The sequence below is a fragment of the Pseudoalteromonas sp. SWYJZ12 genome, from assembly GCF_015864395.1.
GTDB classification, from domain to species: domain Bacteria; phylum Pseudomonadota; class Gammaproteobacteria; order Enterobacterales; family Alteromonadaceae; genus Pseudoalteromonas; species Pseudoalteromonas arctica.
Genome location: NZ_JADYXH010000006.1, coordinates 63,889 through 89,296, shown reverse-complemented (window position 1 = coordinate 89,296; position 25,408 = coordinate 63,889). Strand labels below are relative to the sequence as shown.

Sequence of the window (25,408 nt, the reverse complement as noted above, 5' to 3'; positions counted from 1 at the left end):
ACGTGAAAATTACTGATACTAGCGTTAAACGCCCCGTTTTTGCCATAGTAATTAATTTACTGCTTCTTACTTTTGGACTGGTTGCGTTTACTATGCTGCCACTTCGTGAATACCCGGATATTGAAACGCCGATTGTAAATATCAGCACTGAATACACAGGTGCTTCTGCCGAAATTATAGAAACCAAAATAACGCAAATAATAGAAAATCGAATTTCAGGTATTGAAGGTATTAAAAGTATTAACTCATCGAGTCGTAATGGACGTTCAAACATTACCATTGAGTTTGATATTAACCGCGACATAGATGCTGCATCTAACGATGTACGCGAACGTGTAGCACGTGCACTTGATAGTTTGCCGGATCAGGTACGCCCACCAGAAGTATCTAAATCAAATAGTGATGAAAGCCCAATCGCCTGGTTTGTATTAAACAGCGAAACAATGGACTCGTTACAGTTATCTGATTACGCGCAGCGTTTTATTGTTGACCGCTTAGCCGTAGTAGATGGTGTATCTAACGTACGTATTGGTGGTGAGCGCCAATACGCCATGAAAATTTGGCTAAACCGCCAAGCAATGGCTGCACGGGGTATTACCTCAAGCGATATAGAAAATACACTGCGTACAGAAAATGTTGAACTACCGGCTGGCGAAATAGAATCTATAGATCGTGACTTTACCGTGCGTACTGCACGTAGTTATAAAGATCAGCGCGATTTTAAAAACCTCGTTATTAAACGTGGTGATGAAGGTTACTTAGTACGTTTAGGTGAAGTTGCCGATGTACGTTTAGAAGCTGCCGATGACGAAAGCTTATTTCGTGGTAACGGGCGTAATATGATTGGCTTAGGTATTGTAAAACAAGCTAAAGCAAACACACTAACCGTAGTAGATAACGCACGCAGCGAACTTGAAAAAATCAAACGCAACCTACCTGAAGGCACTACAATTCAAGACAGCTACGATTCGTCTGTATTTATTAAAGAGTCTATTAATGAAGTTTACAGCACACTTGCCATCTCTATGGGTTTAGTCGTACTCGTTATATTTTTGTTTTTAGGCAATATACGAGCAACGCTTATTCCTGCGGTCACCGTACCGGTCGCACTTGTTGGTAGCTTTATGTTTTTATTGGCAATGGGCTACTCAATTAACTTACTAACTTTACTTGCCTTAGTACTGGCCATTGGTTTAGTAGTAGATGATGCTATTGTAATGCTTGAAAACATTCACCGCCGTATTGAACTGGGTGAGCCGCCGTTACTAGCTGCATTTAGAGGCGCGCGTGAAGTAGGTTTCGCTATAGTAGCAACCACTCTTGTACTAATATCGGTGTTTGTGCCATTAGTATTTATGGATGGCCGTATAGGTGCATTATTTACTGAGTTTGCTATGGCGGTAAGTGCTGCCGTATTTTTCTCAAGTGTTACAGCACTGACTCTCGCACCAGCCTTGTGCTCTAAAGTACTTAAAGTATCAGACAAACCAAATAAATTTAGCCAATGGATGGACCGCCAGTTTACTAAAATTGAAGTAAGTTACCGTAATTCACTCTCCACCAACATAACCCGTAAATGGGGTTTAATGGTGAGCTTATTATTAGCTGGCTTTGTTAGTTACTCGTTGTTTTTACAAGTTCCTTCTGAGCTAACGCCAAAAGAAGATCGTGGCACGTTCTTTATTATGATGAGCGGCCCTGAGGGCGCAAGTTACGAAAATAACGCCGCTAATATGGCTAAAATTGAAGAGCGCTTAATGCCTTACTCGCAAGCCGGTGAGCTAAGTCGCGTACTTGTTCGAGTGCCTGGCTGGGGTGGCAGCGGCGGTGTTGCGATTGTGGGTATGGCCGATTGGGATAAACGCAAACGCTCAACGTGGGAAGTAATGGATGAAATAAGCGGTAAAATGCAAGAAGTTACCGATGTTCGTGCATTTGCCATTATGCGCCGTGGTATTGGTGGTGGTGGTTCATCTCGCCCAATTGAGTTTGTACTGCAAGGTAATGATTACGCTCAATTAGCCGATTGGCGTGACCGTATAATTAAGCGTGCTGAACAAAACCCAGGTTTAGTAAGAATCGATCATGATTATAAAGAAACCTTCCCGCAGTTTTTAGTCAGCATAGATAAAAACAAAGCTGCCGATTTAGGCGTTTCGGTATCTGATGTAGGCCGTACACTAGAAACAATGCTTGGCCAGCGCCGTGTTACGACCTTTATTGACCGCGGTGAAGAATACGATGTGATTTTAAAAGGAACAAAAGAAGATTTTACCAATCCTACTGATATTTCAAATATATACCTTAAATCACGAAGCGGTGAACTAGTTCCACTTGATAGCCTTATCAGCTTAAAAGAAGAAGCAACAGCATCGCGCTTAAACCGTTACAACCGTATGCGCGCAATTACATTAAGCGCCAACTTAGCTGATGGCTATACACTTGAGCAAGCGCTTAACTTTTTAAACGAAGTAGCCGCGCAAGAAAACGATATAGATGGCGCAGTAGATTACAAAGGTGAATCGCAGCTTTATTACGAAGGCGCATCAGCGATGACCTACGTATTTATACTTGCACTCACCGTTACCTTCTTGGTGCTTGCTGCACAGTTTGAAAGCTTTATGCACCCATTTGTCATTATGCTTACCGTACCGCTTGGTTTAATGGGCGCTATGTTTGGGCTTTGGGCTACAGGACTGACCTTAAATATTTACAGCCAAATAGGTATTGTTATGCTCATAGGCTTAAGTGCTAAAAATGGTATTTTGATTGTAGAATTTACTAACCAATTACGCGATAAAGGCGTTGAGTTTAGTGAAGCAATACTACAAGCAGCTACCCAGCGCCTTCGCCCAATAATAATGACCTCACTAACAACCGTTATGAGCTCTGTTCCTTTGGTTTTTGCCTCAGGCCCCGGCGCCGAAAGCCGCATGGTAATTGGTGTAGTTGTGTTTACAGGGGTTATTGTATCTACCCTGCTGACTCTTTTTGTTGTACCTGCTGCGTATTATGCTCTATCGAAAAATACACAATCACCTGAGTTTTTACAACAAAAGCTAAATAAACAAGCTGCTGAAAAGCCTTTCGAAGAGATCTAATCTCTTTATTGCGCCGTAACCTTGTTGTTGCGGCGCATACAATTTATGCTCGCCTTTAAACTCCATATACATTTTAGGAATACTTATGAGCTCAACAACGCAAGTAGCCACATTTGGTGGCGGCTGTTTTTGGTGTATAGATGCAGCATTTAGACGTGTAAATGGCGTATTGGATGTGAGTTCTGGCTATACCGGTGGCGAAACCGACACCCCAACCTATAATTCTGTATGCTCTGGCACAACTGGGCACGCTGAGGTTGTTAAAATTGAATTTGATACTACTGTAGTTAGCTTTGAAACACTTTTAGCAATGTTTTTCACTTTGCATGATGCAACACAATTGAATCGCCAAGGTAACGATATAGGCACACAGTACAGAAGCGTTGTTTACTATCACGATGAAGCCCAACTAAAGCAAACCAATGAAATGATAGCTCAACTGCAAAGCCATGTGAGTGAGCCAATTGTGACAGAAGTCAGCCCTGCCACTACGTATTATCCAGCAGAGCATTATCATCAAGATTACTATAACGAAAACCCACAGCAGGGTTACTGTAGTATTTTAATAGCACCTAAATTACATAAGTTTGAAACCGTATTTAAAGAGTTTTTAACTGATTAATACCAATCAGCATAAGTATAGAAGCTATTTAACGATAATAAAATTGCGCTCTAACTAGGCAAAAATTTTATATCCAGTGGTTCTAAATAAAAAATTTATAACGACGTTAGCGTGTGATTTAATCCGTTAAACTGTTTAGAGGTCTATGCAGGTTGGTATAACTTAAAAGTAAACAGAAAAGGCAAAAAGCCCGATAATTTATCGGGCTTTTGTATTTTTAATAACTAAATAATAAATTTAGAACTGGTAGCTAATCCCAGCAAATACTTGTCTGCTGGGTGCGCTGTAGCCTAAAAGCTCACCACTTGCGGCAAAGCCAATACCCGCAGTGAAGTACTCTTTATCAGTTAAGTTTTCAATACGTGCATGTAGCGCTAGATTATCTAAAAGCTGATAGTTAGCAGCAATATTAAACACAGTAAACGCTGCAATTTCTGTATCGTAGTATGAAATTGAATCGCGAGATGAGCGATATAGCATGGTTAGATTGGCGTCAAAATGTCCCCAATTTTTAGTTAGTGTATAATTAAATGCTTCAGATGGACGACGCGCCAACTCTTTACCCGTAGTTTCATCTTCTGTATCTAAAAAACTTAAGTTAGCGTTATGTTCAAACCCTAATGCGCTAAACTCAGCACTAATTTCAACCCCTTGCATAGACACACGCGCAACATTTGAAGGTACATATTTTCCCAAATTAGCGTCATATTGGTTTTCAATTAAGTTTGTAATATTATTATCAAAAATAGTAATATCGTAACGACCCCATTTTGTTGTAAGCGTAATGCCCAGCTCATTATTGACAGCCTCTTCGGGCTTAATATCGCTGTTACCTACATAATAGAGGCTATTCGTTACAAACGCGTTCACCAATGATGGTGCTCTAAATGCTGTACCGTGACTTGCACGAACACTAATATATTTATTAGCTTTATAACCAACACCTGTGCTGTATGTATTAGCGCGACCGTGGTAATCGTAATCATCGGTTCTAATAACAGCACTAGCAAGCCATATGTCATCGTCATAAAAAGCACCAATAAATAATGCTTTATTATCGCGTTTTTCATGTACTGAAGTTGCTGTAGAACCGGATAAATCTTCTTGTAATAAATTAACACCGCCACTTAATTCTAGTGTTTGAGTTAAAGTATATAGACCACGATATTCTGCTTCAAAACGTTCAGTACTATAAAAAGTATTTACTGCAGTCCCTGTTTGCTCATTTTCTTCTTGCGATAAACTGACTGAAACACCTTGATTATAATTTTGAGAGCTTTTTTCCCAACCTAATTTAGCTATATAGTTTTCAAAATCATAAGCGTCGCTAGAGTATGCCGAGTCGTATTCGCCCTCACCTTCACTATACTGTGCTTGTGCGCTAAATTGACCCAAATCTTCAGTATGATAGCTTAAGTTAAAACCAATATTTTTATTTCTATAGCCATCATCATCATGATCTTTAGTAATTGCAGCAGTAGGGTCTTTTTCAGTAACATCAAAGCCATCTGTTTCTTCATAACCTGCATTGTATTTAAAGCTCAACGCATCTTTAGCTACCCCACCTGCTAGCTGATAGTTTGAGTAACTATTGCTACCAAATGTTGCAGATAAAGTATTATTAATTGCATCACGAGTAATGATGTTAATAACCCCTGCGATTGCATCTGAACCATAAATGGCCGCGCGAGCACCTTTGATAACTTCGATACGTTCAATGCTATTAACAGGGATATTAGTAAGCGACACACTACCCGAAGTCGCATCACTTATCCTAACACCATCCACCAAAACCAATGTGTATTTTGCCGACGCGCCACGTACAAATACATCCGCTTTTTGCCCAAAGCCCCCATTACTTACAATATCAAGACCAACAACTGTATTTAAAAGAGAGGGTAAATCGCGTACGTTGCTTGCTTCTATTTCTGCACGCTCAATAACATTTACACTTGCTAAAACGTCATTGATTGATTGCTCAAATTTATTAGCTGTAACGGTTATTTTTTCAATTGATTGCTCTGCGCCAGACACAGAAAATGAAAGCGCAGCAGAAATAGCAACGCCTAAAGTTGTTTTGTTTAACATGATGTCCCCTACCTTTGCCCACCGCAAAGATTTAAGTAAGTAAGATTGCATCAAGGCCGGTCTCCGGACTCAGTAAGCACATCAAAATATGCAATACTTTACCGTTGCGGGGGCAGTGTTGGGCTTGTAGTCATCATGAAAACGCACCAACTTCCCGATTATCCTGCTAAAAAAATCATTACATGAAGTGGCTAGCAAGCACCTTGAAAATATGTCGCTATTGTGAGTATTTTGTTTACAAATGTCAATGGACGTCTATACAGCTAAAAACCTTTTTAAAATGCAGTTAGGGCCTAGTATAGTTTGAAGAAACGCCATATTTATCAAGTAGTTTCTGAAGTTGTATTTGTGCAGTAGGTAAGCTTAGTATTTCATCCATTTTATTACTGGTGATCTTATTTAATTTAGAGTTAACTAAAAAGTGCGTTTTATAAACGGCATCTGGTACGTTACTTTTATAGAGTAAATCCATATTAAAAGTATTTTGATTTTTAAAATATTGGTAAGCAATATTATTTAAAACGCCTACTTCCGCGCGCTTTAATAGCAGCATTTTAACAACATTGAATTCATCAATGGTTAAACTTACTTGATGTTCCTCACTTAAAAATTCAGCATCTGTATTAAATCCAGCAAATTGATACGAGTACCCCAGAACCCCAACCTTTGTTAATGACGTAATGTCGTCAAAGTAAGCTTGCTCATTTGTATTTTCTTTAAGCGTATAAAGCTCATTTTTGGTAATGGTATAAAATTCGGTTTTTTTAATATTCTCTTGCGCTGATTGTGGGATCCATTGCAGTGCCATTAAAAATAAAACATCAAAATTATTTTTTTCAACTGACAAAGCAAGCCTTTTTACAGGTAGAGACTTAAGTACGAAGTTAAACTCCTGCTGTGCTCCGTTTAAAATCTTAATAAACTCAGGAGCAAAACCCTGCTTTTTTTGCGCATTAATAATAATGGGAAAGTAGCCATCTTCAACCAGTACATCAATATCAACTGTTTTTGATAAGCTTGGTTTGGTAAATGTAAGCAAAACAAATAACAAAAATAATTGATGAAGTTTCATTTTAATACCTTCTAGTGTGAAGTACTTAATTGCATGTGATTAAATATAATAGCTTAAATATCAAAAAGGAGATTAATACATACGGGAGTATCTAGGCAGCAAAGAGGGATAATAGTGAGATATTTAAAAAGAGTAAGTAGCTTCAATCTGTCTGTAAGTATAAACAGATTAAAGCATGCTTAATTTAAAACTATTTATTGATTAATCGCGGAAATTTTTAAACTGAAAAGGCTGACCTAGCTCAGCACTGCGCACTACTTGCATAGCCTCTTGAAGATCGTCACGTTTTTTACCCGTTACACGTACTTCTTCGCCTTGAATAGCAGCTTGAACTTTAACTTTAGAGTCTTTAATGGCTTTAACTACTTTTTTAGCCATGTCCTTTTCGATACCTTGCTTTAAGCCAACGTTACGAAATACATTTTTACCTGCACGGGTAATATCTTGAAGCTCTAAGCTTGATACATCCATACCACGCTTAGATATTTTGTTAGCTAAAATATCAAATAATTGCATAACCTGAGAGTCTGCTTCAGCTTTAAGCTTAATTGTTTTGTCATTTAGCTCAATAGATGCATCAACGCCTCTAAAGTCAAAGCGAGTCTCTAGCTCACGATTTGCATTATCAACTGCGTTTTTAGCTTCGTTCATTTCTACTTCAGATACAATATCAAATGAAGGCATTGGTTTGCTCCTAACTATTTAATCTTAATTTTATGTGGTAATTATAACGCTAAAATTATAAATCTTTACATTTTTCTGCATCTTGTTCAGGTGCGATATTAAATTAGTTTGATATACTTGCGCCTCTTTTTTAAGCGATTTTAGGATTTGTCGTGACAAGGCGTGTTTATCAAGCAATTTTTTTAATCAGCATAGTAGCTTTTACCTTTTTATTTGCCAAAGAAATAAAAGGTGGCGTTGTAAATTTATTTCCTCATGTTGATAAAGTGGCCCATTTTGGGATTTTTTTTATACTAGCCATAATAATGGATAAAGCGTTTAAGCTTCCTTTATATGCGCAAATACTTTTATTGGCAGGTTATGGCGCCTCTATAGAAATAATGCAAGACGCACTTCCATATAGGCAAGCATCACTCGGTGATTTTTTTGCTGATTTTGCAGGTGCCGCAAGCTACTTTTTACTTAGATTAATTTTTACACCTCGAAAAAAGAACCCATATGGCTAATATTTTAATTGTCGGCGATGGTGCTATTGGCTTGTTACTTAGTCATTTTCTAAGTGCGTCGCATAATGTCAGTGTTTTAACTCGCAAAAGCCCAACAAATACCCGCTTTTATAGTCGAGGTAAGGGTGCATCTAAAAAAATTGACGCACAATTTATTGCATTAAATCAGCTAAATAAAGCGGCTGAATTTGATGTTGTTTTATTTACCGTTAAAGCCTTTCAAGTACTTGATGCATTTACGCAAATAAAGCCTCTTCTACCAAGTCATTGCTCTGTTGTACTTTCGCATAACGGAATGGGTAATGTTGATGAGGTAAATAGCCAGCTAAGCACTCACCAAGCACTCTACTTTTTAACGACGAGCATAGCGGGCTTTAAATCAAACCAATACATTGTGCAGCACACTGGTGAGGGACAAAGTGTTATTGGTGCTTGTAATGAATTAGCTTTTCAAAATAGCGCGCCAATAGCTGATATTTTTAAAGTAATACCCAGCCTAAAGTTTACTAATAACATTCAGCAGCTTCGTTTTGAAAAACTACTCGTAAATATTGCCATTAACCCATTAAGCGCTTTAAGTAATGTAAAAAATGGTGAGTTACGCGCACCTAAGTACAATGCTATAATTTTTAATGCACTCACTGAAGCATGCAATATAGCAAAGGTACAAGGGCTTAATATCCCATTGATTAAAGCACTTAATACCGCTTATAAAATAATGGAATTAACGTCTGACAATTACTCTTCAATGCAGCAAGACGTCGCGCATTGCAGAGAAACTGAAATATCAGCTATATGTGGCTATATTAGCCAACAAGGCAAACTTCACGGTATTCCTACACCTTACAACGATGAGTTGTTTGTCAAAATTCAGGCAAAAAAAAGCGTGGTATAAACCACGCTTATATAAATTCTTAACTTTAAGACGACAAACCTTATGGGCGGTAAACTTTTACCGTTTCAAAGCCTTGTTCGTGCAGCATAAGTGCCTGTAGTTGGCTCATTACGCCTCTATCACAGTATAAATAGTAGTCGGTGTCTTTTGGTAAATCACCAAACTTAGTCGCCAGACGGAAGAACGGTAAATGAACCACTTCAACACCGTCGATTGCAAGCGGTGCAGCTTCTTCTTCCTCTGGTGAGCGAATATCAACTACCACAGAGCCTACAGGCAAATCAGCAACCGATTCAGCTTCTTTAAGTTCTTGTTTGGCTTCTACGTCAATATCACGCACGTCCATTATACGTGCGTTGTTTACAACGGTATCAAGTACATCAAAGTCGAACTTTTCTTCTTCACCAAGAATAACGTCTATTTTGGCTTTAACCGTTGGCTTTTTAGAAATAACGCCACAGTATTCAGGCATTGTTTCTGCCATTTCGGCCGTACCAATTTGACGAGCAATATTAATAATTTCTTGCTTATCGTGTTGAATAAGCGGGCGTAAAATAAGCGTTTCAGTAACACGGTCAATCACGCTTAAATTCGCTAATGTTTGACTAGATACTTGGCCAATACTTTCGCCAGTGACAAGTGCTTGAATGTTTAACTTTTGCGCAACCACACTCCCTGCGCGCATCATCATACGTTTAAGTACAACACCCATTTGACTGTTTTCAACGTTTTCTAAAATTTCAGCAACAACAGGTTCAAAATCAACCGTTACAAATTTAACTTTATGTGTAGAGCTGTATTTTTTCCATAAGTAGTAGCTTGCTTGCTTAACGCCAATTTCGTGCGCTGCGCCACCTAGATTAAAGAATAAAAAGTGTGTGCGTGCGCCTTTTCGAATCATTTGGTAACTTGCTACGCCAGAGTCAAAACCACCAGACATAAGCGAAAGCACATCTTCTTGAGTTGGCAAAGGAAAACCAGCCATACCAAAATGTGTATGAGAAACAATGTAAGCTTTATCGTCTTTTACTTCTAGGCGTATTGTTACTTCTGGGCGGCTAAGCTTTACGCTTGCGCCTTCAATATGTTGATTTAATCCACCACCAACATAACGCTCTAAATCAGTTGAGGTAAAATCGTGTTGCCCTATGCGCTTAGCACGAACACAAAAGGTTTTACCCACAATAGTATGACCAACTAAAGCGATGGTTTTTTGATAAATATCATCAAGAGTTTCGAATTGTGTTTCGGTTACTTCAATAAATTGAACAATGCCAGGGATGCGTTTAAGGCTATCGATAAAATCAAGGCGAACTTGCGCGTCTTCAAGCTTTGTAACAACTGAAATGTTATCCCAGTTATTTCTTACTTGTACTTTTTCGTCAACACGGCGCAATACAATTTTAATGTTATTTTCTAACACTTTAGTAAAGCGTTTACGGACTGAACGGCTTTTAATGGCTATTTCAGGATGTAGTTTGACGATAAATTTAAGCATAGTTCACTCTTAGACTGCGGGAATTCGCGCTCCCAGGCATTTGGCGCGGGATTATAGCAAAAAATTCAGCGCCTAGGAAACAGCCTATTACTATCGATTAAACTACTGTTGGGGCTTGTTGCGCTAATTCAGTATATTTTTCACGTAGCAGGTTCATTTTATCAATGCTTTTATCAGTACTGTACGCTCTAAATAATGTAAGTACTTTTAAAATGCCATGATATATATCTTGCTCAGCAAGCGTACCACTTGGCCTACGGGCTTTAATATAAGGCGTCCAAAAACTAACCGTTAACTTTAGTGTATGTGCTAAATCAATGACATCTTGCTCATCAATAGCAATCATTTCACTGTCGCGAAGTCCTAAAATAATTTTACGAACTTGCTCTAACAACTCTAACTGAAAATCAATATAAGCTTGTTTTAAATCAGCATCTCTAGAGAGAATATCCCCGAGATTATCGTAAAAAAAATGATAGCGCCACATCAGCTCAAATAACGAATCTAGGTAAGCCGTTAAATGATTAAATGCATCATCATCTTTATTAATAGGTTTAAAGTGAGTATTTAAATGATCGCGATACAGCGCAAAAATATGACGGATAATGTCTTCTTTATTTTTAAAATGATAATAAAGATTACCCGGGCTCATCCCTAAGTTTGATGCAATATGATTTGTCGTTATTGCACGCTCACCATTTTCGTTAAACAACAAAATACTGGTGTGTATTATTTTATCCTTGGTATTCATATGCTAATACTCAAATTATCTATAGGCTACATTACACTCAAAAGAGGTAAACAGTATAAACAAATATGAATCATTAAAACACTCCCACCATGGACTGACCTGTTTAAAGAAAGTAAGTGTTTATATGCTTTTTTAGCTAGGCTGCTTTGTGGCATAAACACTGTTAAACTAGCGCTAAAATAATAAATAGTGAACATTATGAAAGTTATTGCAATTTACCCTGGCACCTTTGATCCACTAACTAATGGGCACACAGACCTTATTCAACGTGCAGCTAAAATGTTTGATACTGTATTAGTTGCGGTTGCTAATAACCCAAGTAAAAAACCCTGCTTTAACCTTGAAGAACGTGTTGAGCTTGCAAACTCTATTTTAAGCCACATAGATAATGTTAAGGTGATTGGTTTTTCTGGTTTATTGGCTGATCTTGCACGCGATCACAATGCTAATGTGCTTATTCGCGGTATTAGAGCGGTATCTGATTTTGACTATGAATTTCAATTAGCTAACATGAACCGCCGCCTGAACCCCGACTTAGAAAGTGTATTTTTAACACCCGCAGAGCGAAATTCATTTATTTCATCAACACTCGTTAAAGAAGTAGCTCGCCACAATGGTGATGTAAGCGAGTTTGTAGACCCTGTAATTGTTAAAGCGCTAAAAACTAAATTGGGCTGTGGTGCCCAATAACACTTCCCGAATTAGCGCATAACTTGTATGCGCTAATTCAGCTTTTGTATAGATGATTTTAATTTTTTAATTAACCAAACAAGTTTTAGCAAATCTTTATTGATAATTAGTATTAGCGCCATAATGATATCAATAATAGGCATAAGAAAACCATACAGCATCCACAACCACCAAAAATCCCAATTGCCATAAAGAGTATTATCAATATACATCCCCATAAACAGTGAGGCATTGATAGCAAGCCCTACAATAAGATAATAAAATCCGTACGGTATTTTACGTCCTAAAAAAATACGCCACATAAAAATAACGGCAATTGTTAGTACATCAAATATAAACAACTTTAAATGCGGAGCCGCAGTAGTTATGTCCATAAACAAACTAAATGTATACGAAGCCATCATAATAAAGCAAAGGTGAACTCGGCTTTTATCTTGCTTATTAATAGCCGCTGATAGAGTGAATAAAAAAGAAAAAACAAAAAGCCATGTAATAAATATTCCAAAATATTCGTTAACTGAATTTAATTGCCAAAATAGCTCCTCCATTTTATTCAACCTTTTGATGAGTGTTTATTATACGATTAAGTAAATACCGTTTTAATGCAACCAAACCTAAAAAGTCTTTATTAATTAGGAGAACTAAAAGCATCGTTAAATCAGAAATTATTTGCCCTATTACATATAAGGCCCAAAACCACCAGTAATCCAAACTTCCTAAAACAATACTGTCGTAGTGCATTCCAAAAAAAACAAATGCGTTAAAGCTAAGTCCAACTAAAAGATAATAAAAGGCTACGGGGAGGTTTTTACTAAAGTATATCCGCCATATAATCAGAAAAAACATAGTTACGATATCAAATATAAAAAGGGTCAAATGGGGTGTGTTGCTCAAGGGATCCATAAAAATACTTGAGGTGTAAGATACCATCATAATGAATGCAAGTTGTGTGCAGCTTTTGTCAGACTTGTTAATGCTTGCAGACAAATTATATAAAAAAGCGAGTACAAAAGACCATGTAGTAAAAATAGTTATATAGTCGTATAAACTAGCCAGCTGCCATAAAAAATCATGCATTGCGTGACCTTTTAAATTTTTCAGTTAAAAATTTAGTAAGCTTAACTAGACCTAAAAAATCTTTGTTAAAGATAAGCGCTAATGGCATTATCAAATCTGTAAAGTACATACCAAATACATAAACGTTCCAAAACCACCAATAATATAGAGTACCTAAAATCTCTATATCGTAATGCATAGCTAAAAATAAAGATGCATTAATACTCAGACCAAACACAAGATAATAAAATGCGGTAGGAATTGGGCTTTGGCTGTAGTACCTAAACGTAAAAATAATAATTAGAGTTACAATATCGAAGTAAAAATAGTTTAAGTGAGACACTATAACCATATCGAACAGTGTACTTAAGGTGTACGAAATCATCATAATACCAGAAAGGTACATTGTATTTTTATAGGGACTGTTTATGCTTGCTGACAAATTATAAAGAAATGCAATTACAAAGAACCATGTAATAAAAATACCTACATAATCTCTAATCGCTACCAGATCCCACAATATGTCAGCCATCATGCCCTCTTCAAACTCGTAATCAAACCATTTCTAAATTTCATCAAGCATAAAAAATCTTTGTTTATAAAAAATATAGCTACCATTATGAAATCAGCAGCGTTGACCCCTATCGCGTAAGCATTCCAAAGCCACCAGTAGCTTGTATTATTTGATATATAGATGTCGTAATGCATGAGAAAGTGTAGAGCTGAGTTTATAGCTAAACCAGTAATAATATATAAATAGGTAATACCATCATGCCAGAGCTGCCTAAGGGAAATAATAACTAGGAGAGTTAAAATATCGGAAAACAAAAAATCTAGATAAGTTACCGTATCCATATTTGTAAATATACTAAACGAATATGAAACACTCATAACCAAAGACAAATACACTCTTTCTTTATTAGGCTTATTAATCGAATGAGCAAGGGAGTACAAAAAAGCCATAAGAAATCCCCATTGTACAAATACACCTATGTACAGAGAAACTGTTGGGCTAATTAAAAGCTCATTCAATATTTTTCAACTTTTTAAAGTTCAATGTAACCCCTCTTTTAAAAATGGTATTTTTATTGAATACTAGTGAAAGAAACATTAAAACATCGAACATATTAACGCCAATAGAATAAACATTCCAATACCACCAAGGCTCATAGTTATATAAAACGTATAGATCGTAATGCAATATTAAGGTGAGCACAGCATTTATTATTAACGCAAAGATGATGAAGTGAAAAGCTATAGAGCGGTGAAGTACTTTAAAGTACTCTAAAATTAACAAAGCTAAAATTGTAATAAAATCGTAGAGCGCCCAATTTAAATATAAACTTTCTAATAAGTTTATGTAACCACTGGAAATATATGAGCAGAGCATAAGCGCAGATAAATAAACCGAGGATTTATTTTCTTTATTTATACTGGAAGCTAAACAGTATAAGAAAGCCATTAAAAAGCCCCATTGAGAGAAAGCTTCTACATAATCCATCAGGGCTTCAGTAACGTACATTTAAACTAGGTTACTTTGTGGGTATCGTTTGATTTGAAATATTTAAGGAATTTGTTCTTTAGTTTATGAAGACCGAGAAAATCTCTATCTACAATAAGAGCTACGACCATTAGTAAGTCATTTGCTGTTACTAAAAATGTATATATATCCCAAAAAAGCCAAGGTTTTTGATTGTTATATATAAATACATCTAAATACATAAATGCAGCTAAAATCATATTCACCGATAAGCCAAAAATTAAATACAAAAAAGAAGCTGTTGTTTTACTAAATATCTTTAAAGCAATTATAAGAGATAAAATGGTAATAAAATCATGTAATGCCCAATCAAGATATGTCGTATTATAGTAAGATATCCAAGTGAAAAAATAATCGGTGGCAGTATATGAAGCCATCATTATAAATGAGCTAAATAATAAAGTAGTTTCTCTTTTAACTCCCAGGCTATAAACAAATAAATTGAAGAAAAAAGCCATCAAAAAAGCCCACGTAACGAGGGCCGATAGAGAGAAATAACCAAAAAATTCAGCTAAAAACATTTATTACCTTAATAATCATTTAGGGCGAGGTTTCAAAATTGTATTGCCACGCTCTAACTCAGCACCACTAACGGCTCTTGCTTCTTGAGAGATGCTTACTGTATCAGATTGCAGGGTTTTAGGGCTAGCAGTTTGTTCCATTGCAGGCTTTAATTGTTGTGTTTTGTTGTATGCTTGCATTTGTACTTGGCTATTAGCTGAAACTTGCATGTGATTGATCCTTGTGAAGGTTTTAATTATATCTGGTGCAACTTTTAACCACATTATTATGTAGATAAATGCATCACCTGTTTAAAGTAGTGATAGCTATTTTGCTATCTACCTTATACAAAGCAACCAATGTGCCAACTTTTTTTGACACCTTAAAACTTACTCAAAACATACTTATATAATCAAACCAAACAGCTCCGACCAGTTTACTACAAACATAAAAAAACGCACAGGGATAACCGTACGTTTTTTGTATCCAGGGAGTTTAAGCTACGTATTTACACGGGATCTCCGCACGTGTACTTAGCTTCAAAATATATTCCATTGCTACTTCGTCACAATTTTCTTTACGAAGGCAAAGTTCACAATCTTTCATTACTTTTTCAGGCAAAGAGTCTTTGCTACAAAAAGTAAAACGTTGTTGTTCAAAAAAATCTGGTACGCGTGTTAATACAATAACTCGGTTAAGTGCCAATTTTTTGGCTTTAGTAAGTAGATGATCAACAAGCTGTCTACCCTGCCCCGACACTTTACTTTTTGGGTCTATACCCAATGAGCGTATTTCAGCAAGGCCGGTATCGTAAATGTATAACGACGCACAGCCCGACACTTTTCCATTTATTTCCGTTACTGCAAACTCGTTAATAGAGTGCACCATATCGCTTTTTGCACGAGGCAGGTTTTCACCTACCGTTGCCCAATGCTGTATAAGTGTGGCAATTGCTTCTACATCATCTAAATTTGCATCACGTACCGTTATTTGCTGTTTTTTTTTGGCTTCTTTAACAGCATTAGTTACTTGTTCAATAGACGTCCCACCAAGGGCTTTACGTGCTTTTATACATGCATCAATTTCAAGTACTGGGTAAACATCGTCTTCAAATACAGTGTTTACTGATTTGTACTGCTCAAGCGATAGCTCTTCAAGCGTTTTACCTTCGCTAATCGCAAGCTGTACAAGTACACCTACAATGTGATGCCCTTCTCTAAATGGCACACCTTTAGCAACTAAGTAATCAGCAAGTTCGGTGGCATTTGCATGCCCTCCTTTTGCTGCAGCAAGTGTCTTATCACCGTTTACTTTAACGCCTTTAATACATGCTTGCGCCATATGAATACATGCAAGCCATGTTGGCATAGCGTCGAACAGGCCTTCTTTGTCTTCTTGCATATCTTTATTATAGGCAAGTGGCAGCGCTTTTAACGTCATCATCATAGCGCTAAATGCACCAAATACACGTCCGGTTTTACCGCGAATAAGCTCGAGTGCATCAGGATTTTTTTTCTGAGGCATGAGCGATGAGCCTGATGTTACGTTATCAGCAAGCTCTATAAATCCGGCTTCACCCGAATTATAAAAAATCAGATCCTCTGACATACGAGATAAGTGAATCATCGAAATAGACGCACAACTTAAAAGATCTAAAACAAAATCACGATCAGATACGCCATCAAGGCTATTTTTTGTAGCCGCTGTAAAACCTAATCCGTGTGCTAATGCTTGGCGATCAATCGGATAAGCTGTACCTGCTAATGCACCACTGCCTAATGGGCAAAAATTCATGCGCGCTTTAGCATCTTGCAGGCGGCTTTCATCACGCTCTAGCATCTCTACATACGCCATACACCAGTGGCTAAATAATACTGGTTGTGCGCGCTGTAAGTGCGTGTAACCTGGTAATATTGTGCCAAGCTCTCGCTCTGCAAGCGCTACAAACTCGCCTTTAAGCTGTGCAATAGCATCTAGTAAATGGTCAGCCGTATCACGGCACCATAATCTAAAGTCGGTGGCAACTTGGTCATTACGGCTTCGGCCTGTATGTAATTTTTTAGCTAAATCACCTACTTTTTCAATTAGAGCTGCTTCAACATGTGAATGAATATCCTCTGCACCTGAAGTAGCTACCGCTTGTGGATCTGCTTTAACTTCTTCAAGCAGCTCATTTAATGCAGCCACTAATTTTGTGTGCTCGTCACTTGAAAGTACACTTACCTGCTCTAGTGCACCAGCCCATGCCACAGAGCCAATAATATCTTGCTCTGCTAACTGGTAGTCAAAGGGAAGAGAGTCGTTAAATTGCTTAAACGCCTCATCTGGACCCGTAGAAAAACGTCCGCCCCATAATGCCATGAAATCTCTCCAAACCCTGTAGTGCCCCTTTTATAAGGGGCGTAATAAATTACTTTTTAGCGAGTGCTGAAATTCTGCTTGAAAGCGAGAATAAACGAATAAAGCCTTCAGCGTGTGATTGGTCGTACACATCATCTTCGCCAAATGTAGCAAATGCTTCGCTGTATAAGCTATTTGGTGACTGCTTTTGAACTGCAGTTACTTGGCCTTTGTATAGCTTAAGTACCACTTCACCTGTTGCCACTTTAGAAAGTGCTTCAGCACCGGCTAAAATAGAATCTTTAAGAGGCGTAAACCAACGGCCGTCGTATACTAAATGCGAGAACTCGCCACCGAGTACTTCTTTCCACTTACGGCTTGCTTTATCAAGCACTAGCTCGTCAATGGCTTGAAGCGCTGCCATAATGACTGTGCCGCCTGGCGTTTCATAACAACCGCGTGACTTCATGCCAACTAAACGATTTTCTACAATATCAACACGTCCAACACCATGAGGCGATGCAATATCGTTTAATTTAACTAAACAATCGTAAGGTTTAAGTTCTACGCCATTTACAGCAACCACTTCGCCTTCAACAACTTTTAATGTTACTAGTTCTGATTTATCTGGAGCTTGCTCTGGAGAATTAGTCCAAGTCCATACTTGTTCAGTTGGTTGACACCATGGGTCTTCAAGCTCACCACCTTCGTGCGAAATATGCCATGCGTTAGCATCACGGCTATAAATTTTTGTAGCAGATGCTGAACACGGAATGTCACGCTCTGCTAAGTAATCAAGTAATGATTCACGGCTCGATAAGTCCCACTCACGCCATGGCGCAATTACTTTTAAATCAGGGGCTAGTGCCGCAAAACATGATTCAAAACGAACTTGGTCATTACCTTTACCAGTACAACCATGAGAAAGTGCATCAGCACCTACTTTACGTGCAATTTCAACTTGTGCTTTAGCAATAATTGGGCGCGCCATAGAAGTACCTAATAAATAAGTACCTTCGTAAATTGAGCCCGTTTTAAGCGTTGGGTAAATGTAATCACTTACCATTTCATCTTTTAAGTCAACTACGTAACATTCAGATGCACCAGAGGCAATTGCTTTAGCTTCTACGCCTTCAAGTTCTTCAGCGCCTTGACCTACATCGGCAACAAACGCGATTACTTCACAGCCGTAGTTTTCTTTTAACCATGGCACGATAGCCGACGTATCAAGACCACCAGAATAGGCTAAAACGACTTTTTTAATTGAACTCATAGGTGTTCCTTAACAAAATTTGGATTTAGTAATGTAACTAGCAGAGCATTTTGCGCATGCATGCGATTCTCTGCTTGTTGAATGATTTTTGATGCTGGACCATCCATTACCTCAGAGGTAATTTCAAATTCACGGTGTGCCGGTTGGCAATGTAATACCGTAGTCGCACCTGTTTGATCTAGCAATGCCTGGTTTAATTGATAAGGCATGTATTTTTCTTTTACTTGCTCAAGCGGCGTTGTATCACCCATTGATACCCATGTATCTGCGTATACAACGTTTGCACCAACTGCAGCTTCAACTCTATCGCTCACCATGACTGATGCGCCATTCATTGCTGCAATTTGCTCTGCTTTTTTAAGTATTTGTGAATCTGGCGAACACCCTTTTGGTGTTACAGCAACAAAGTCAGTACCTAGCGTTGCGGCAAGTAACATCAATGAATGAGTTACGTTATTGCCCTCACCTAAGTAAGCTACTTTAAGCTGACTCACATCGCCATGTACTTCTTGAAGTGTTAAAAAATCAGCAAGTGCTTGGCAAGGGTGGTACAAGTCACACAAGCTATTTACCACAGGTACCGATGAATATTCACCTAACGTGGTTAATGTGCTGTGCTGATTTACACGCGCCACAATACCGTCGGCCCAAGTAGAGATATTAAGTGCAAAATCTTTAATTGATTCACGTGCACCCATAGCGCCATTTTGCTGATCTAAATAAACAGCATGACCACCAAGGCGATTAATACCTATATCAAACGATAAACGTGTACGTAAACTTTGCTTTTCAAACAATGTTACGATTGATTTACCCGATAATACTTGGCTGTATTTTTCTGGCTTTGCTTTTATATCTTGCGCTAACTTTAATAAATTAAGTGCGCCTTCTTGGTCTAATTCTAAACCCGTTAAAAAATTCTCAAACATAATAAACCTATGGTGTAATCTTTGTTCCGACATGCTCACCTTGCAGCAGAGCAGTTAAATTTTCTGGCTTTTGCCAGCTGGAAATATACACACCGCGTCGTAAATGTTGGGCAGCGTGAAGGCTGGTCTTAACTTTGACCTCCATCCCGCCCACAATTACTCCATCTGTAATTAAAGTATCAATGTGTTTTGTGTCAAGTTGATGTAACGGTTGTTTATTTGCGTCAAGTACCGCTTCTACATCCGTCATAAAAATTAGTTCTGCATTTAAATTACTGGCAATAGCCGCTGCAGCTTCATCTGCATTTACGTTGTACCACAAGCCTTGTTCATCAAAGCCGATAGAGCTAACAATAGGTAAACGAGAAATTTTAAGTAAATCGTTAATAATAGAGTCATCGTTGCTTGTACATTTACCCACTAAGCAAAGCGCTTTTAATTTTTGGGTTGCAGTCACACCCGCCTCAAAAAGACTTAAGCCGACAGGCTTATGCCCTGCGCTTATAGCTTGAGTCATTAATTGTTTATTAGCGCAACCTGCAAGCGCACCCACTATATAAGGCATTTGCTCTGCTGGACTAATACGTAAACCTTGGTGTTTAGCACTAGCAAAACCCGCTTGCTTTAGCCATGTATCTACTAAAGAACCACCGCCATGAACAATGACAAACTCATCATTTTTTTGCTCGCTTAGCACGTCAAATAACGCTTTTGCTGCATTTTCTGTATTAAGTACTGCACCACCGAGTTTAATAACCCACGTTTTTTTACTCATTTAAAACGCTCCTTTTAAGCCCGTAGTGTGATCTAAATTCATAGAAATATTAATACACTGCAAAGCTTGTCCAGCAGCGCCTTTTAATAAGTTATCAATGGCAGACATTACAATTAACTGCGTGCCTTGTTGCTGCCAACCGATATCAACAAATGGTTGCTTAGCAACACCTTTAATTGACGGTATTTTATCGCCTAACAAACGAATTAATGGTTCGTTAGCAAGCACTTGATAAGCAGATGCAACGTTTTCCTTGGTAACGCCTGGCTTAAGTTGTACATAAATAGTTTCTAAAATACCGCGCGCAAAGCTACCTAGATGCGGTGTAAATAATACTTTGTGGCCAAGGTGTTGTTCAATTTCAGGACCGTGGCGATGGTTAAACAAACCATAAGGTGCAAGCGATACCTCACAAAAATGTGTTCCTACACTCGCTTTACGCCCGGCACCCGTAACACCCGAAACGGCATTAATAATAATACTTTCGCTGCTCAATAAGCCTGCTTGTTTAAGCGGTTTAAGTGCATTGAGCGCCGCTGTTGGGTAACAGCCTGCAACAGCAATTAGCTTTGCGTTAGCGATAGCATCACTGTTCCACTCAGCTAAACCGTAAGCCGCTTCATTTAAAAGCTCTGGGTGTTGATGCTCAAAACCATAATAAGTAACGTAATCATCATTATTTGCTAGGCGATAGCCACCAGATAAATCAAATACTTTTTTACCCATAGCTAAAAATTGAGGCGCTAAATCAACACTTACTTTGTGATCGGTACATAAGCATACATAATCAGCATCACTTTGAATGTCATCAAAAGCTGATGCACTAAGAGGAAGTAAAGGACAATCTAGTAAGCCAAGGTGCTCTGGGTATAAATCACTTAGTAATTTATTTTTATCTAAGCTACCCTCAGATACATAACAGCCTGTTAAGGTAAGGTTTGGATGATTAGCAACTAAGCTTGCTAACTCTGCGCCGCTATAACCGCTTGCGCCAATAATAACTACATTCATTGATTACTCGTTATTTTAAAATTTACTGCTAAATATATATGTTGTTCGCTTAAACTAGCTAAGACGCTAAATTAAGACTTAATTTAATGAATTTGTAGATTATCGTCGCATTATTTCCATAGCTTTACTTTAATATATTTATGCTTAAAAAGTGAATTGATATTCATCATAAATACTTTTATATTGTTATGCAATTAAATTGAATAATAATTTTGGATTTTTTTATGCCTTTGCCTTCGTTTATTTCTATGTATCAACAATTAATTGCAGCCCCTTCTATTAGTGCAATTGAAGACAGCTTGTGTATGAGCAATAAAAACGTAATTGAACTCCTTGCGAGGTGGTGCGAAACACTCGGTTTTACGTGTGAAATTATTGAATTAGAAGGAGGTAAAGGCCGCTTTAATTTATTAGCAAAGCGTGGAAAAGGTGATGGCGGGTTAATGCTTGCGGGCCACACTGATACAGTGCCTTTTGATGACAGCCGCTGGAACCACAATCCGTTTAAACTTACTGAACTCGACAATAAATTGTACGGGCTAGGAAGCATTGATATGAAAGGTTTTTTTGCTTTTGTATTACAAGCAATTAGTGAACTTGATGAAAAGCAGCAAACTCAACCTATTTTAATACTCGCCACTGCCGATGAAGAAACAACTATGGCAGGTGCACAGCAAATATGTAAGCACCCTAATTTAAAACCTGCGCGTTGTATAATTGGCGAACCTACTGATATGACGCCAGTATTTATGCACAAGGGCCATATGAGTACAGCAATAAGAGTGGTTGGTCGCTCTGGGCATAGCTCAGATCCCGAACGTGGCCTTAACGCCATTGAAGTAATGCATAAAGTGATTACAAAATTGATGTTCTTAAAAGAGCAATTAAAGCATAAGTATTCAATAAATCACTTTGAAATTCCTTATCCAACATTAAACTTAGGTAATATTCATGGTGGCGATAATGCGAATAGAATTTGTGGTTGCTGTGAAATGCATATAGACATGCGCCCATTACCAGGTTTAAGTGTACAAGAACTACAAGCATTAGTGCTTGATGCAACAAAAGAGATAAATCAGCAATACCCAAATGCGGTGAGCGTTATTGATTTACATGAACCAATCCCGGCATTTAGTGGTAGCACCGACAGTGCTTTAGTTAAAATGGCTGAAAAAATAGCGGGGCAAAAAGCGGTCGCGGTAAATTATTGCACTGAAGCGCCGTTTATCCAGCAACTCGGTTGTGAAACAATCGTAATGGGCCCAGGCTCAATTAACCAAGCGCATCAGCCTGATGAGTTTTTAGCGATGGAAAAAATAAAACCATCACAACAAATAATCACCAATATCATAAAAGCAAACTGCTTTAGCAAAAAGCAGTTACTAACTGCTTATAACAACACAAAATAATAAAGGCGCCAATTGGCGCCTTTATTAATACAAAACTAAGGCTTAATCACCTTTAACTTCTAAGTTAATAAACTTAACTAGCTCTTCAGGTTGCCCTACTAGCATCATAACTTGTTGGTTAATTTCCATCATAGTTTTACCTTCAGGTAGCTTTGCAGACACACTGAATGAATTTAAACCTTTAGCAAAGCTAGTTAAAGCCTCTGCAATATTTTCAGTTACAGGAGCTTGTTGTAACTGCTGCTCTAACATCATTTCCATTTGCTCTAGCGTCATGCCTTGCTTTTCAAGCTCACTTGATAGTAAGTCTTTTAACTTACCTTGGTTATTTAAGGCAAAGCTAACATTGCGCGGCTCTATCTTACTCATTGCTTGCATAACAAGTGTTTGCTGCTGTAACTCTTGCTCATAAGTAAGTGGCTGGTTACCCGCTTCTTGCTGCGCTTTACTAATCGCCAATGAAGCATCCATTAATGCTTTTGAATTAGCCAAGCCCATATCCATATTAAAACTAACAATGTCTTTTGCATCAAGCTTAACTACTACATCACTATTGCCAGACTCTTCATCGTAATCAAGTGATGAATGTAAATCGTAACTTGCCGACGCGAGCATTTCATTTGTATCAGCAGGTAATTTTGAAACAAAATCTTTATCAAACTGAAAGCTTTTTACATCAAATGATGTATGCGGTGATATTTTATCTGGCTCGTAACCTGTTATTTCAATGCTTTGAATATTAGCAACATTGTCGCCCTCTGGGCTTATTACTTCCATGTTTGTTATTTCTACGCTTTTTGAAATAACACTTGCCGATAAACCAGCGTATTTAAATGTAGCGCCAGTTTGCTCGCTTACTAAAGCAAGTTGCTTATCTACTTCTGCACGCACTTCTTGTGTAGCTACATAATTTGCATAGCTCACGCCACCAACGCCCGCAGCTACAATCGCTGCAACTATTACTAACTTTTTCATGTTATTTCCTTATTCTATTCTTTGTGTAAACCGAGTTTTATTAAGAGTAACATTACACATTAACACCCGTAAGTATTAATTAATTAAACTAAGCAACTCATGTACTGTTTTAACTGGGGTAATTTTAGCGCCCAGCCCTTCCATCGACTTATGGTAATTACGAAATGGAATATATATTTCTGTAAAACCATGTTGTGCTGCTTCTTTAACACGTGGCACACCACTATCAATTGGGCGTACATCGCCGTTTAAGCTGAGTTCGCCCATAATACACGTGGTACGTGGCACAACAAATTCATTTAAGCTGCTAAGTAGCGCGGTAACCAATGCTAAATCTATACAAGTTTCTGTTTCATCTATTCTTAGGCCACCCACAATATTAAAAAACGTATCGTGGAATATTTTGGTTTTAGTGTGTTTTCGTAATATGCCAGTCAGCATTTTTATGCGGTTCATGTTTAAACCAACGCAAACACGCTGCGGAAATTCCGCCTCGGTTTCGGTAGTTAAACATTGAATTTCAAGTAGTAAATTTCGATTACCTTTACGGATACAGGTAATTGTAGAGCCTGGCGAGTCGGTTGTAGACCCCGATAAAAATATTTCGCTCGGGTTATCAACGCTTAACATCCCACGTTCACACATTTTAAAAATGCCAACGGTATCTATATCACCAAAGCGGTTTTTATTTGCCCTAAGGGTTCGTATTTGCCCATCGTTGGTGTCTATGTGTAAAAGCGCATCGACAATATGTACAAGTGTTTGAGGACCTGCTATTTCGTTATTTTTATTTACATGAGCAATAATGAACATGGTTACATCATTTTGCTTACAGTATTGAGTCAATGCTTGGGCGGCGCTTTTTACTTGCGAAGGGGAACCTGGGCTACCATTTGCAGTTTCGGTTACAACCGCTTGAATAGAGTCAATAACAGCAAACTTAATTTTATTTTTCTCGAGCTCTTCAATGATGGTTTCAACACTGGTTTCTGAAAGTAAATAAAGCTCGTCAGGGTTATAGTTTAACTTTAAACGATTTACCCTGTTTTTAAACTGCGATAATGACTCCTCGGCCGTACAGTAAAGTGACGGCATACGTTGTGACATTCTCGCTACTAGGTCAGATAGCAATGTTGTTTTACCAGCACCTGGATCACCCGAAATTATATTAACAGAGCCGGTAGTTACACCACCGCTTAGCACACGATCGAGCTCGCCAATTTCTGTCAGCTGTTTTTCTGCCTCTGACGTAGCAATATCATTAATTTTTTTAGAGCCGCCACCAGCACCGCCAGCATAACCACCTACATTTGCTCGAACTGACGCTTTTTTACTCTGCCCTGCTGAAGGTTTAAATTCTGCTAATGTGTTCCACGCACCGCAGCGGCATTGACCCTGCCAACGTGGGTAGTTCATGCCACATTCTGTACACACAAACTCTATTTTTGCCGCTTTAGTCATTTATAACCTTATCTACGATTCTCTAATTTTAAAAACATTTACTGTTAATAACTTATTTTGCCACTTCAAGCATTTACTTAGCAACAAACTCTTGCCTGCGTAAAAATCTAGCGTCACAATCATTAAATACACATGGTGTTTCTTTTTAGCTATAATTTAGGGCATACTTTTTGCTTTGAAATAGTTTAAAGTAACTTGCCAACAAAATGGCATATAACACATAATAACAAG

General features: G+C 38.0%; 23 protein-coding genes and 1 riboswitch. Of the genes, 6 read left to right on the top strand and 17 right to left on the bottom strand.

Going from position 1 to position 25,408, the window contains the following annotated elements; all coding sequences use genetic code 11:
- Window positions 1-2: 2 nt before the first annotated feature.
- The gene (locus I6F42_RS09605; protein WP_010553194.1) at window positions 3-3,101 is read left to right on the top strand and encodes an efflux RND transporter permease subunit; all 3,099 of its coding nucleotides are present in this window, start codon (window positions 3-5) and stop codon (window positions 3,099-3,101) included.
- A gap of 85 nt (window positions 3,102-3,186) precedes the next feature.
- Complete coding sequence (msrA, locus tag I6F42_RS09600) at window positions 3,187-3,723, top strand: peptide-methionine (S)-S-oxide reductase MsrA (RefSeq protein ID WP_010553193.1); 537 nt, start codon at window positions 3,187-3,189, stop codon at window positions 3,721-3,723.
- Between the two features lie 237 nt (window positions 3,724-3,960).
- Here msrA and I6F42_RS09595 read toward each other — a convergent pair whose 3' ends face one another.
- The 3 genes from I6F42_RS09595 to I6F42_RS09585 form a co-directional block, all read right to left on the bottom strand.
- Window positions 3,961-5,811: a TonB-dependent receptor domain-containing protein gene (locus I6F42_RS09595; RefSeq protein ID WP_024604436.1), complete on the bottom strand. Its 1,851-nt coding sequence runs from the start codon at window positions 5,809-5,811 to the stop codon at window positions 3,961-3,963.
- A gap of 36 nt (window positions 5,812-5,847) precedes the next feature.
- Window positions 5,848-6,032, bottom strand: a riboswitch (cobalamin riboswitch).
- A gap of 65 nt (window positions 6,033-6,097) precedes the next feature.
- A complete protein-coding gene (locus I6F42_RS09590; RefSeq protein ID WP_197151967.1) occupies window positions 6,098-6,883 on the bottom strand; it encodes an ABC transporter substrate-binding protein in 786 nt (261 codons plus the stop codon).
- 201 nt (window positions 6,884-7,084) lie between these two features.
- Window positions 7,085-7,567, bottom strand: coding sequence for a YajQ family cyclic di-GMP-binding protein (locus I6F42_RS09585; RefSeq protein WP_007377833.1), 483 nt, complete (start codon window positions 7,565-7,567; stop codon window positions 7,085-7,087).
- A 152-nt stretch (window positions 7,568-7,719) separates the two neighbouring features.
- Here I6F42_RS09585 and I6F42_RS09580 point away from each other — a divergent pair, with 152 nt between their 5' ends.
- Together I6F42_RS09580 and I6F42_RS09575 are read left to right on the top strand one after the other, a co-directional pair.
- Window positions 7,720-8,073 carry a VanZ family protein gene (locus tag I6F42_RS09580; protein WP_197151966.1) on the top strand — a complete coding sequence of 118 codons (354 nt, stop codon included), beginning with the start codon at window positions 7,720-7,722 and terminating at the stop codon, window positions 8,071-8,073.
- Window positions 8,066-8,968, top strand: coding sequence for a ketopantoate reductase family protein (locus tag I6F42_RS09575; protein WP_197118673.1), 903 nt, complete (start codon window positions 8,066-8,068; stop codon window positions 8,966-8,968). Before I6F42_RS09580 ends, I6F42_RS09575 begins: the two co-directional genes overlap by 8 nt.
- A 40-nt stretch (window positions 8,969-9,008) precedes the next feature.
- Here I6F42_RS09575 and thiI read toward each other — a convergent pair whose 3' ends face one another.
- Both thiI and I6F42_RS09565 read right to left on the bottom strand, forming a co-directional pair.
- Window positions 9,009-10,466, bottom strand: a complete 1,458-nt coding sequence (thiI, locus tag I6F42_RS09570) for a tRNA uracil 4-sulfurtransferase ThiI (protein WP_101164302.1) — start codon at window positions 10,464-10,466, stop codon at window positions 9,009-9,011.
- Window positions 10,467-10,563: 97 nt separating this feature from the next.
- Window positions 10,564-11,217: a TetR/AcrR family transcriptional regulator gene (locus I6F42_RS09565; RefSeq protein ID WP_007581663.1), complete on the bottom strand. Its 654-nt coding sequence runs from the start codon at window positions 11,215-11,217 to the stop codon at window positions 10,564-10,566.
- 198 nt (window positions 11,218-11,415) lie between these two features.
- Between I6F42_RS09565 and coaD the strand changes: the two genes are divergently transcribed.
- Window positions 11,416-11,907, top strand: a complete 492-nt coding sequence (gene coaD / locus I6F42_RS09560) for a pantetheine-phosphate adenylyltransferase (protein WP_024592299.1) — start codon at window positions 11,416-11,418, stop codon at window positions 11,905-11,907.
- A gap of 32 nt (window positions 11,908-11,939) precedes the next feature.
- Here the strand turns inward: coaD and I6F42_RS09555 are convergent, their stop codons facing one another.
- The 10 genes from I6F42_RS09555 to argC all read right to left on the bottom strand — a co-directional run bounded on the left by I6F42_RS09555 (window position 11,940) and on the right by argC (window position 21,332).
- Window positions 11,940-12,455, bottom strand: a complete 516-nt coding sequence (locus tag I6F42_RS09555; RefSeq protein WP_197151964.1) for a hypothetical protein — start codon at window positions 12,453-12,455, stop codon at window positions 11,940-11,942.
- A 1-nt stretch (window position 12,456) separates the two neighbouring features.
- Window positions 12,457-12,984, bottom strand: a complete 528-nt coding sequence (locus I6F42_RS09550; protein WP_197151962.1) for a hypothetical protein — start codon at window positions 12,982-12,984, stop codon at window positions 12,457-12,459.
- Entirely contained in the window at window positions 12,977-13,498 is a 522-nt protein-coding gene (locus I6F42_RS09545; protein WP_306790314.1) for a hypothetical protein, read from the bottom strand. The genes I6F42_RS09550 and I6F42_RS09545 overlap by 8 nt, the downstream gene beginning before the upstream one ends.
- A gap of 992 nt (window positions 13,499-14,490) precedes the next feature.
- On the bottom strand, window positions 14,491-15,024 hold the full coding sequence (locus I6F42_RS09540) for a hypothetical protein (RefSeq protein ID WP_197151960.1): 534 nt from the start codon (window positions 15,022-15,024) through the stop codon (window positions 14,491-14,493).
- Between the two features lie 15 nt (window positions 15,025-15,039).
- A complete protein-coding gene (locus I6F42_RS09535; protein ID WP_197151958.1) occupies window positions 15,040-15,234 on the bottom strand; it encodes a hypothetical protein in 195 nt (64 codons plus the stop codon).
- Window positions 15,235-15,499: 265 nt separating this feature from the next.
- Window positions 15,500-17,365, bottom strand: a complete 1,866-nt coding sequence (gene argH / locus I6F42_RS09530) for an argininosuccinate lyase (RefSeq protein WP_024592296.1) — start codon at window positions 17,363-17,365, stop codon at window positions 15,500-15,502.
- Between the two features lie 49 nt (window positions 17,366-17,414).
- Window positions 17,415-18,617: an argininosuccinate synthase gene (locus I6F42_RS09525; RefSeq protein ID WP_007581653.1), complete on the bottom strand. Its 1,203-nt coding sequence runs from the start codon at window positions 18,615-18,617 to the stop codon at window positions 17,415-17,417.
- On the bottom strand, window positions 18,614-19,546 hold the full coding sequence (locus I6F42_RS09520) for an ornithine carbamoyltransferase (RefSeq protein ID WP_024592295.1): 933 nt from the start codon (window positions 19,544-19,546) through the stop codon (window positions 18,614-18,616). The genes I6F42_RS09525 and I6F42_RS09520 overlap by 4 nt, the downstream gene beginning before the upstream one ends.
- A 7-nt stretch (window positions 19,547-19,553) precedes the next feature.
- Window positions 19,554-20,321, bottom strand: coding sequence for an acetylglutamate kinase (gene argB, locus I6F42_RS09515; RefSeq protein WP_169044237.1), 768 nt, complete (start codon window positions 20,319-20,321; stop codon window positions 19,554-19,556).
- Window positions 20,322-21,332 carry an N-acetyl-gamma-glutamyl-phosphate reductase gene (argC, locus tag I6F42_RS09510; RefSeq protein ID WP_197101131.1) on the bottom strand — a complete coding sequence of 337 codons (1,011 nt, stop codon included), beginning with the start codon at window positions 21,330-21,332 and terminating at the stop codon, window positions 20,322-20,324.
- 224 nt (window positions 21,333-21,556) lie between these two features.
- On the opposite strand from argC, the gene argE reads away from it, so the two are divergent.
- Window positions 21,557-22,741: an acetylornithine deacetylase gene (argE, locus tag I6F42_RS09505; RefSeq protein ID WP_197151956.1), complete on the top strand. Its 1,185-nt coding sequence runs from the start codon at window positions 21,557-21,559 to the stop codon at window positions 22,739-22,741.
- A gap of 42 nt (window positions 22,742-22,783) precedes the next feature.
- On the opposite strand, the gene I6F42_RS09500 is transcribed toward argE, so the two are convergent.
- Window positions 22,784-23,716, bottom strand: coding sequence for a hypothetical protein (locus I6F42_RS09500; protein WP_197101135.1), 933 nt, complete (start codon window positions 23,714-23,716; stop codon window positions 22,784-22,786).
- A gap of 75 nt (window positions 23,717-23,791) precedes the next feature.
- Window positions 23,792-25,177, bottom strand: a complete 1,386-nt coding sequence (gene radA, locus I6F42_RS09495; RefSeq protein WP_024590039.1) for a DNA repair protein RadA — start codon at window positions 25,175-25,177, stop codon at window positions 23,792-23,794.
- Window positions 25,178-25,408 lie beyond the last annotated feature (231 nt).

Excerpts from the sequence above, each read along its gene's own strand:
- msrA (WP_010553193.1), top strand. The coding sequence starts at position 3,187 with ATGAGCTCAACAACGCAAGTAGCCACATTTGGTGGCGGCTGTTTTTGG.
- I6F42_RS09595 (WP_024604436.1), bottom strand. The coding sequence starts at position 5,811 with ATGTTAAACAAAACAACTTTAGGCGTTGCTATTTCTGCTGCGCTTTCA.
- I6F42_RS09590 (WP_197151967.1), bottom strand. The coding sequence starts at position 6,883 with ATGAAACTTCATCAATTATTTTTGTTATTTGTTTTGCTTACATTTACC.
- I6F42_RS09585 (WP_007377833.1), bottom strand. The coding sequence starts at position 7,567 with ATGCCTTCATTTGATATTGTATCTGAAGTAGAAATGAACGAAGCTAAA.
- I6F42_RS09575 (WP_197118673.1), top strand. The coding sequence starts at position 8,066 with ATGGCTAATATTTTAATTGTCGGCGATGGTGCTATTGGCTTGTTACTT.
- thiI (WP_101164302.1), bottom strand. The coding sequence starts at position 10,466 with ATGCTTAAATTTATCGTCAAACTACATCCTGAAATAGCCATTAAAAGC.
- I6F42_RS09565 (WP_007581663.1), bottom strand. The coding sequence starts at position 11,217 with ATGAATACCAAGGATAAAATAATACACACCAGTATTTTGTTGTTTAAC.
- coaD (WP_024592299.1), top strand. The coding sequence starts at position 11,416 with ATGAAAGTTATTGCAATTTACCCTGGCACCTTTGATCCACTAACTAAT.
- I6F42_RS09555 (WP_197151964.1), bottom strand. The coding sequence starts at position 12,455 with ATGGAGGAGCTATTTTGGCAATTAAATTCAGTTAACGAATATTTTGGA.
- I6F42_RS09550 (WP_197151962.1), bottom strand. The coding sequence starts at position 12,984 with ATGCATGATTTTTTATGGCAGCTGGCTAGTTTATACGACTATATAACT.
- I6F42_RS09545 (WP_306790314.1), bottom strand. The coding sequence starts at position 13,498 with ATGATGGCTGACATATTGTGGGATCTGGTAGCGATTAGAGATTATGTA.
- I6F42_RS09540 (WP_197151960.1), bottom strand. The coding sequence starts at position 15,024 with ATGTTTTTAGCTGAATTTTTTGGTTATTTCTCTCTATCGGCCCTCGTT.
- I6F42_RS09535 (WP_197151958.1), bottom strand. The coding sequence starts at position 15,234 with ATGCAAGTTTCAGCTAATAGCCAAGTACAAATGCAAGCATACAACAAA.
- argH (WP_024592296.1), bottom strand. The coding sequence starts at position 17,365 with ATGGCATTATGGGGCGGACGTTTTTCTACGGGTCCAGATGAGGCGTTT.
- I6F42_RS09525 (WP_007581653.1), bottom strand. The coding sequence starts at position 18,617 with ATGAGTTCAATTAAAAAAGTCGTTTTAGCCTATTCTGGTGGTCTTGAT.
- I6F42_RS09520 (WP_024592295.1), bottom strand. The coding sequence starts at position 19,546 with ATGTTTGAGAATTTTTTAACGGGTTTAGAATTAGACCAAGAAGGCGCA.
- argB (WP_169044237.1), bottom strand. The coding sequence starts at position 20,321 with ATGAGTAAAAAAACGTGGGTTATTAAACTCGGTGGTGCAGTACTTAAT.
- argC (WP_197101131.1), bottom strand. The coding sequence starts at position 21,332 with ATGAATGTAGTTATTATTGGCGCAAGCGGTTATAGCGGCGCAGAGTTA.
- argE (WP_197151956.1), top strand. The coding sequence starts at position 21,557 with ATGCCTTTGCCTTCGTTTATTTCTATGTATCAACAATTAATTGCAGCC.
- I6F42_RS09500 (WP_197101135.1), bottom strand. The coding sequence starts at position 23,716 with ATGAAAAAGTTAGTAATAGTTGCAGCGATTGTAGCTGCGGGCGTTGGT.
- radA (WP_024590039.1), bottom strand. The coding sequence starts at position 25,177 with ATGACTAAAGCGGCAAAAATAGAGTTTGTGTGTACAGAATGTGGCATG.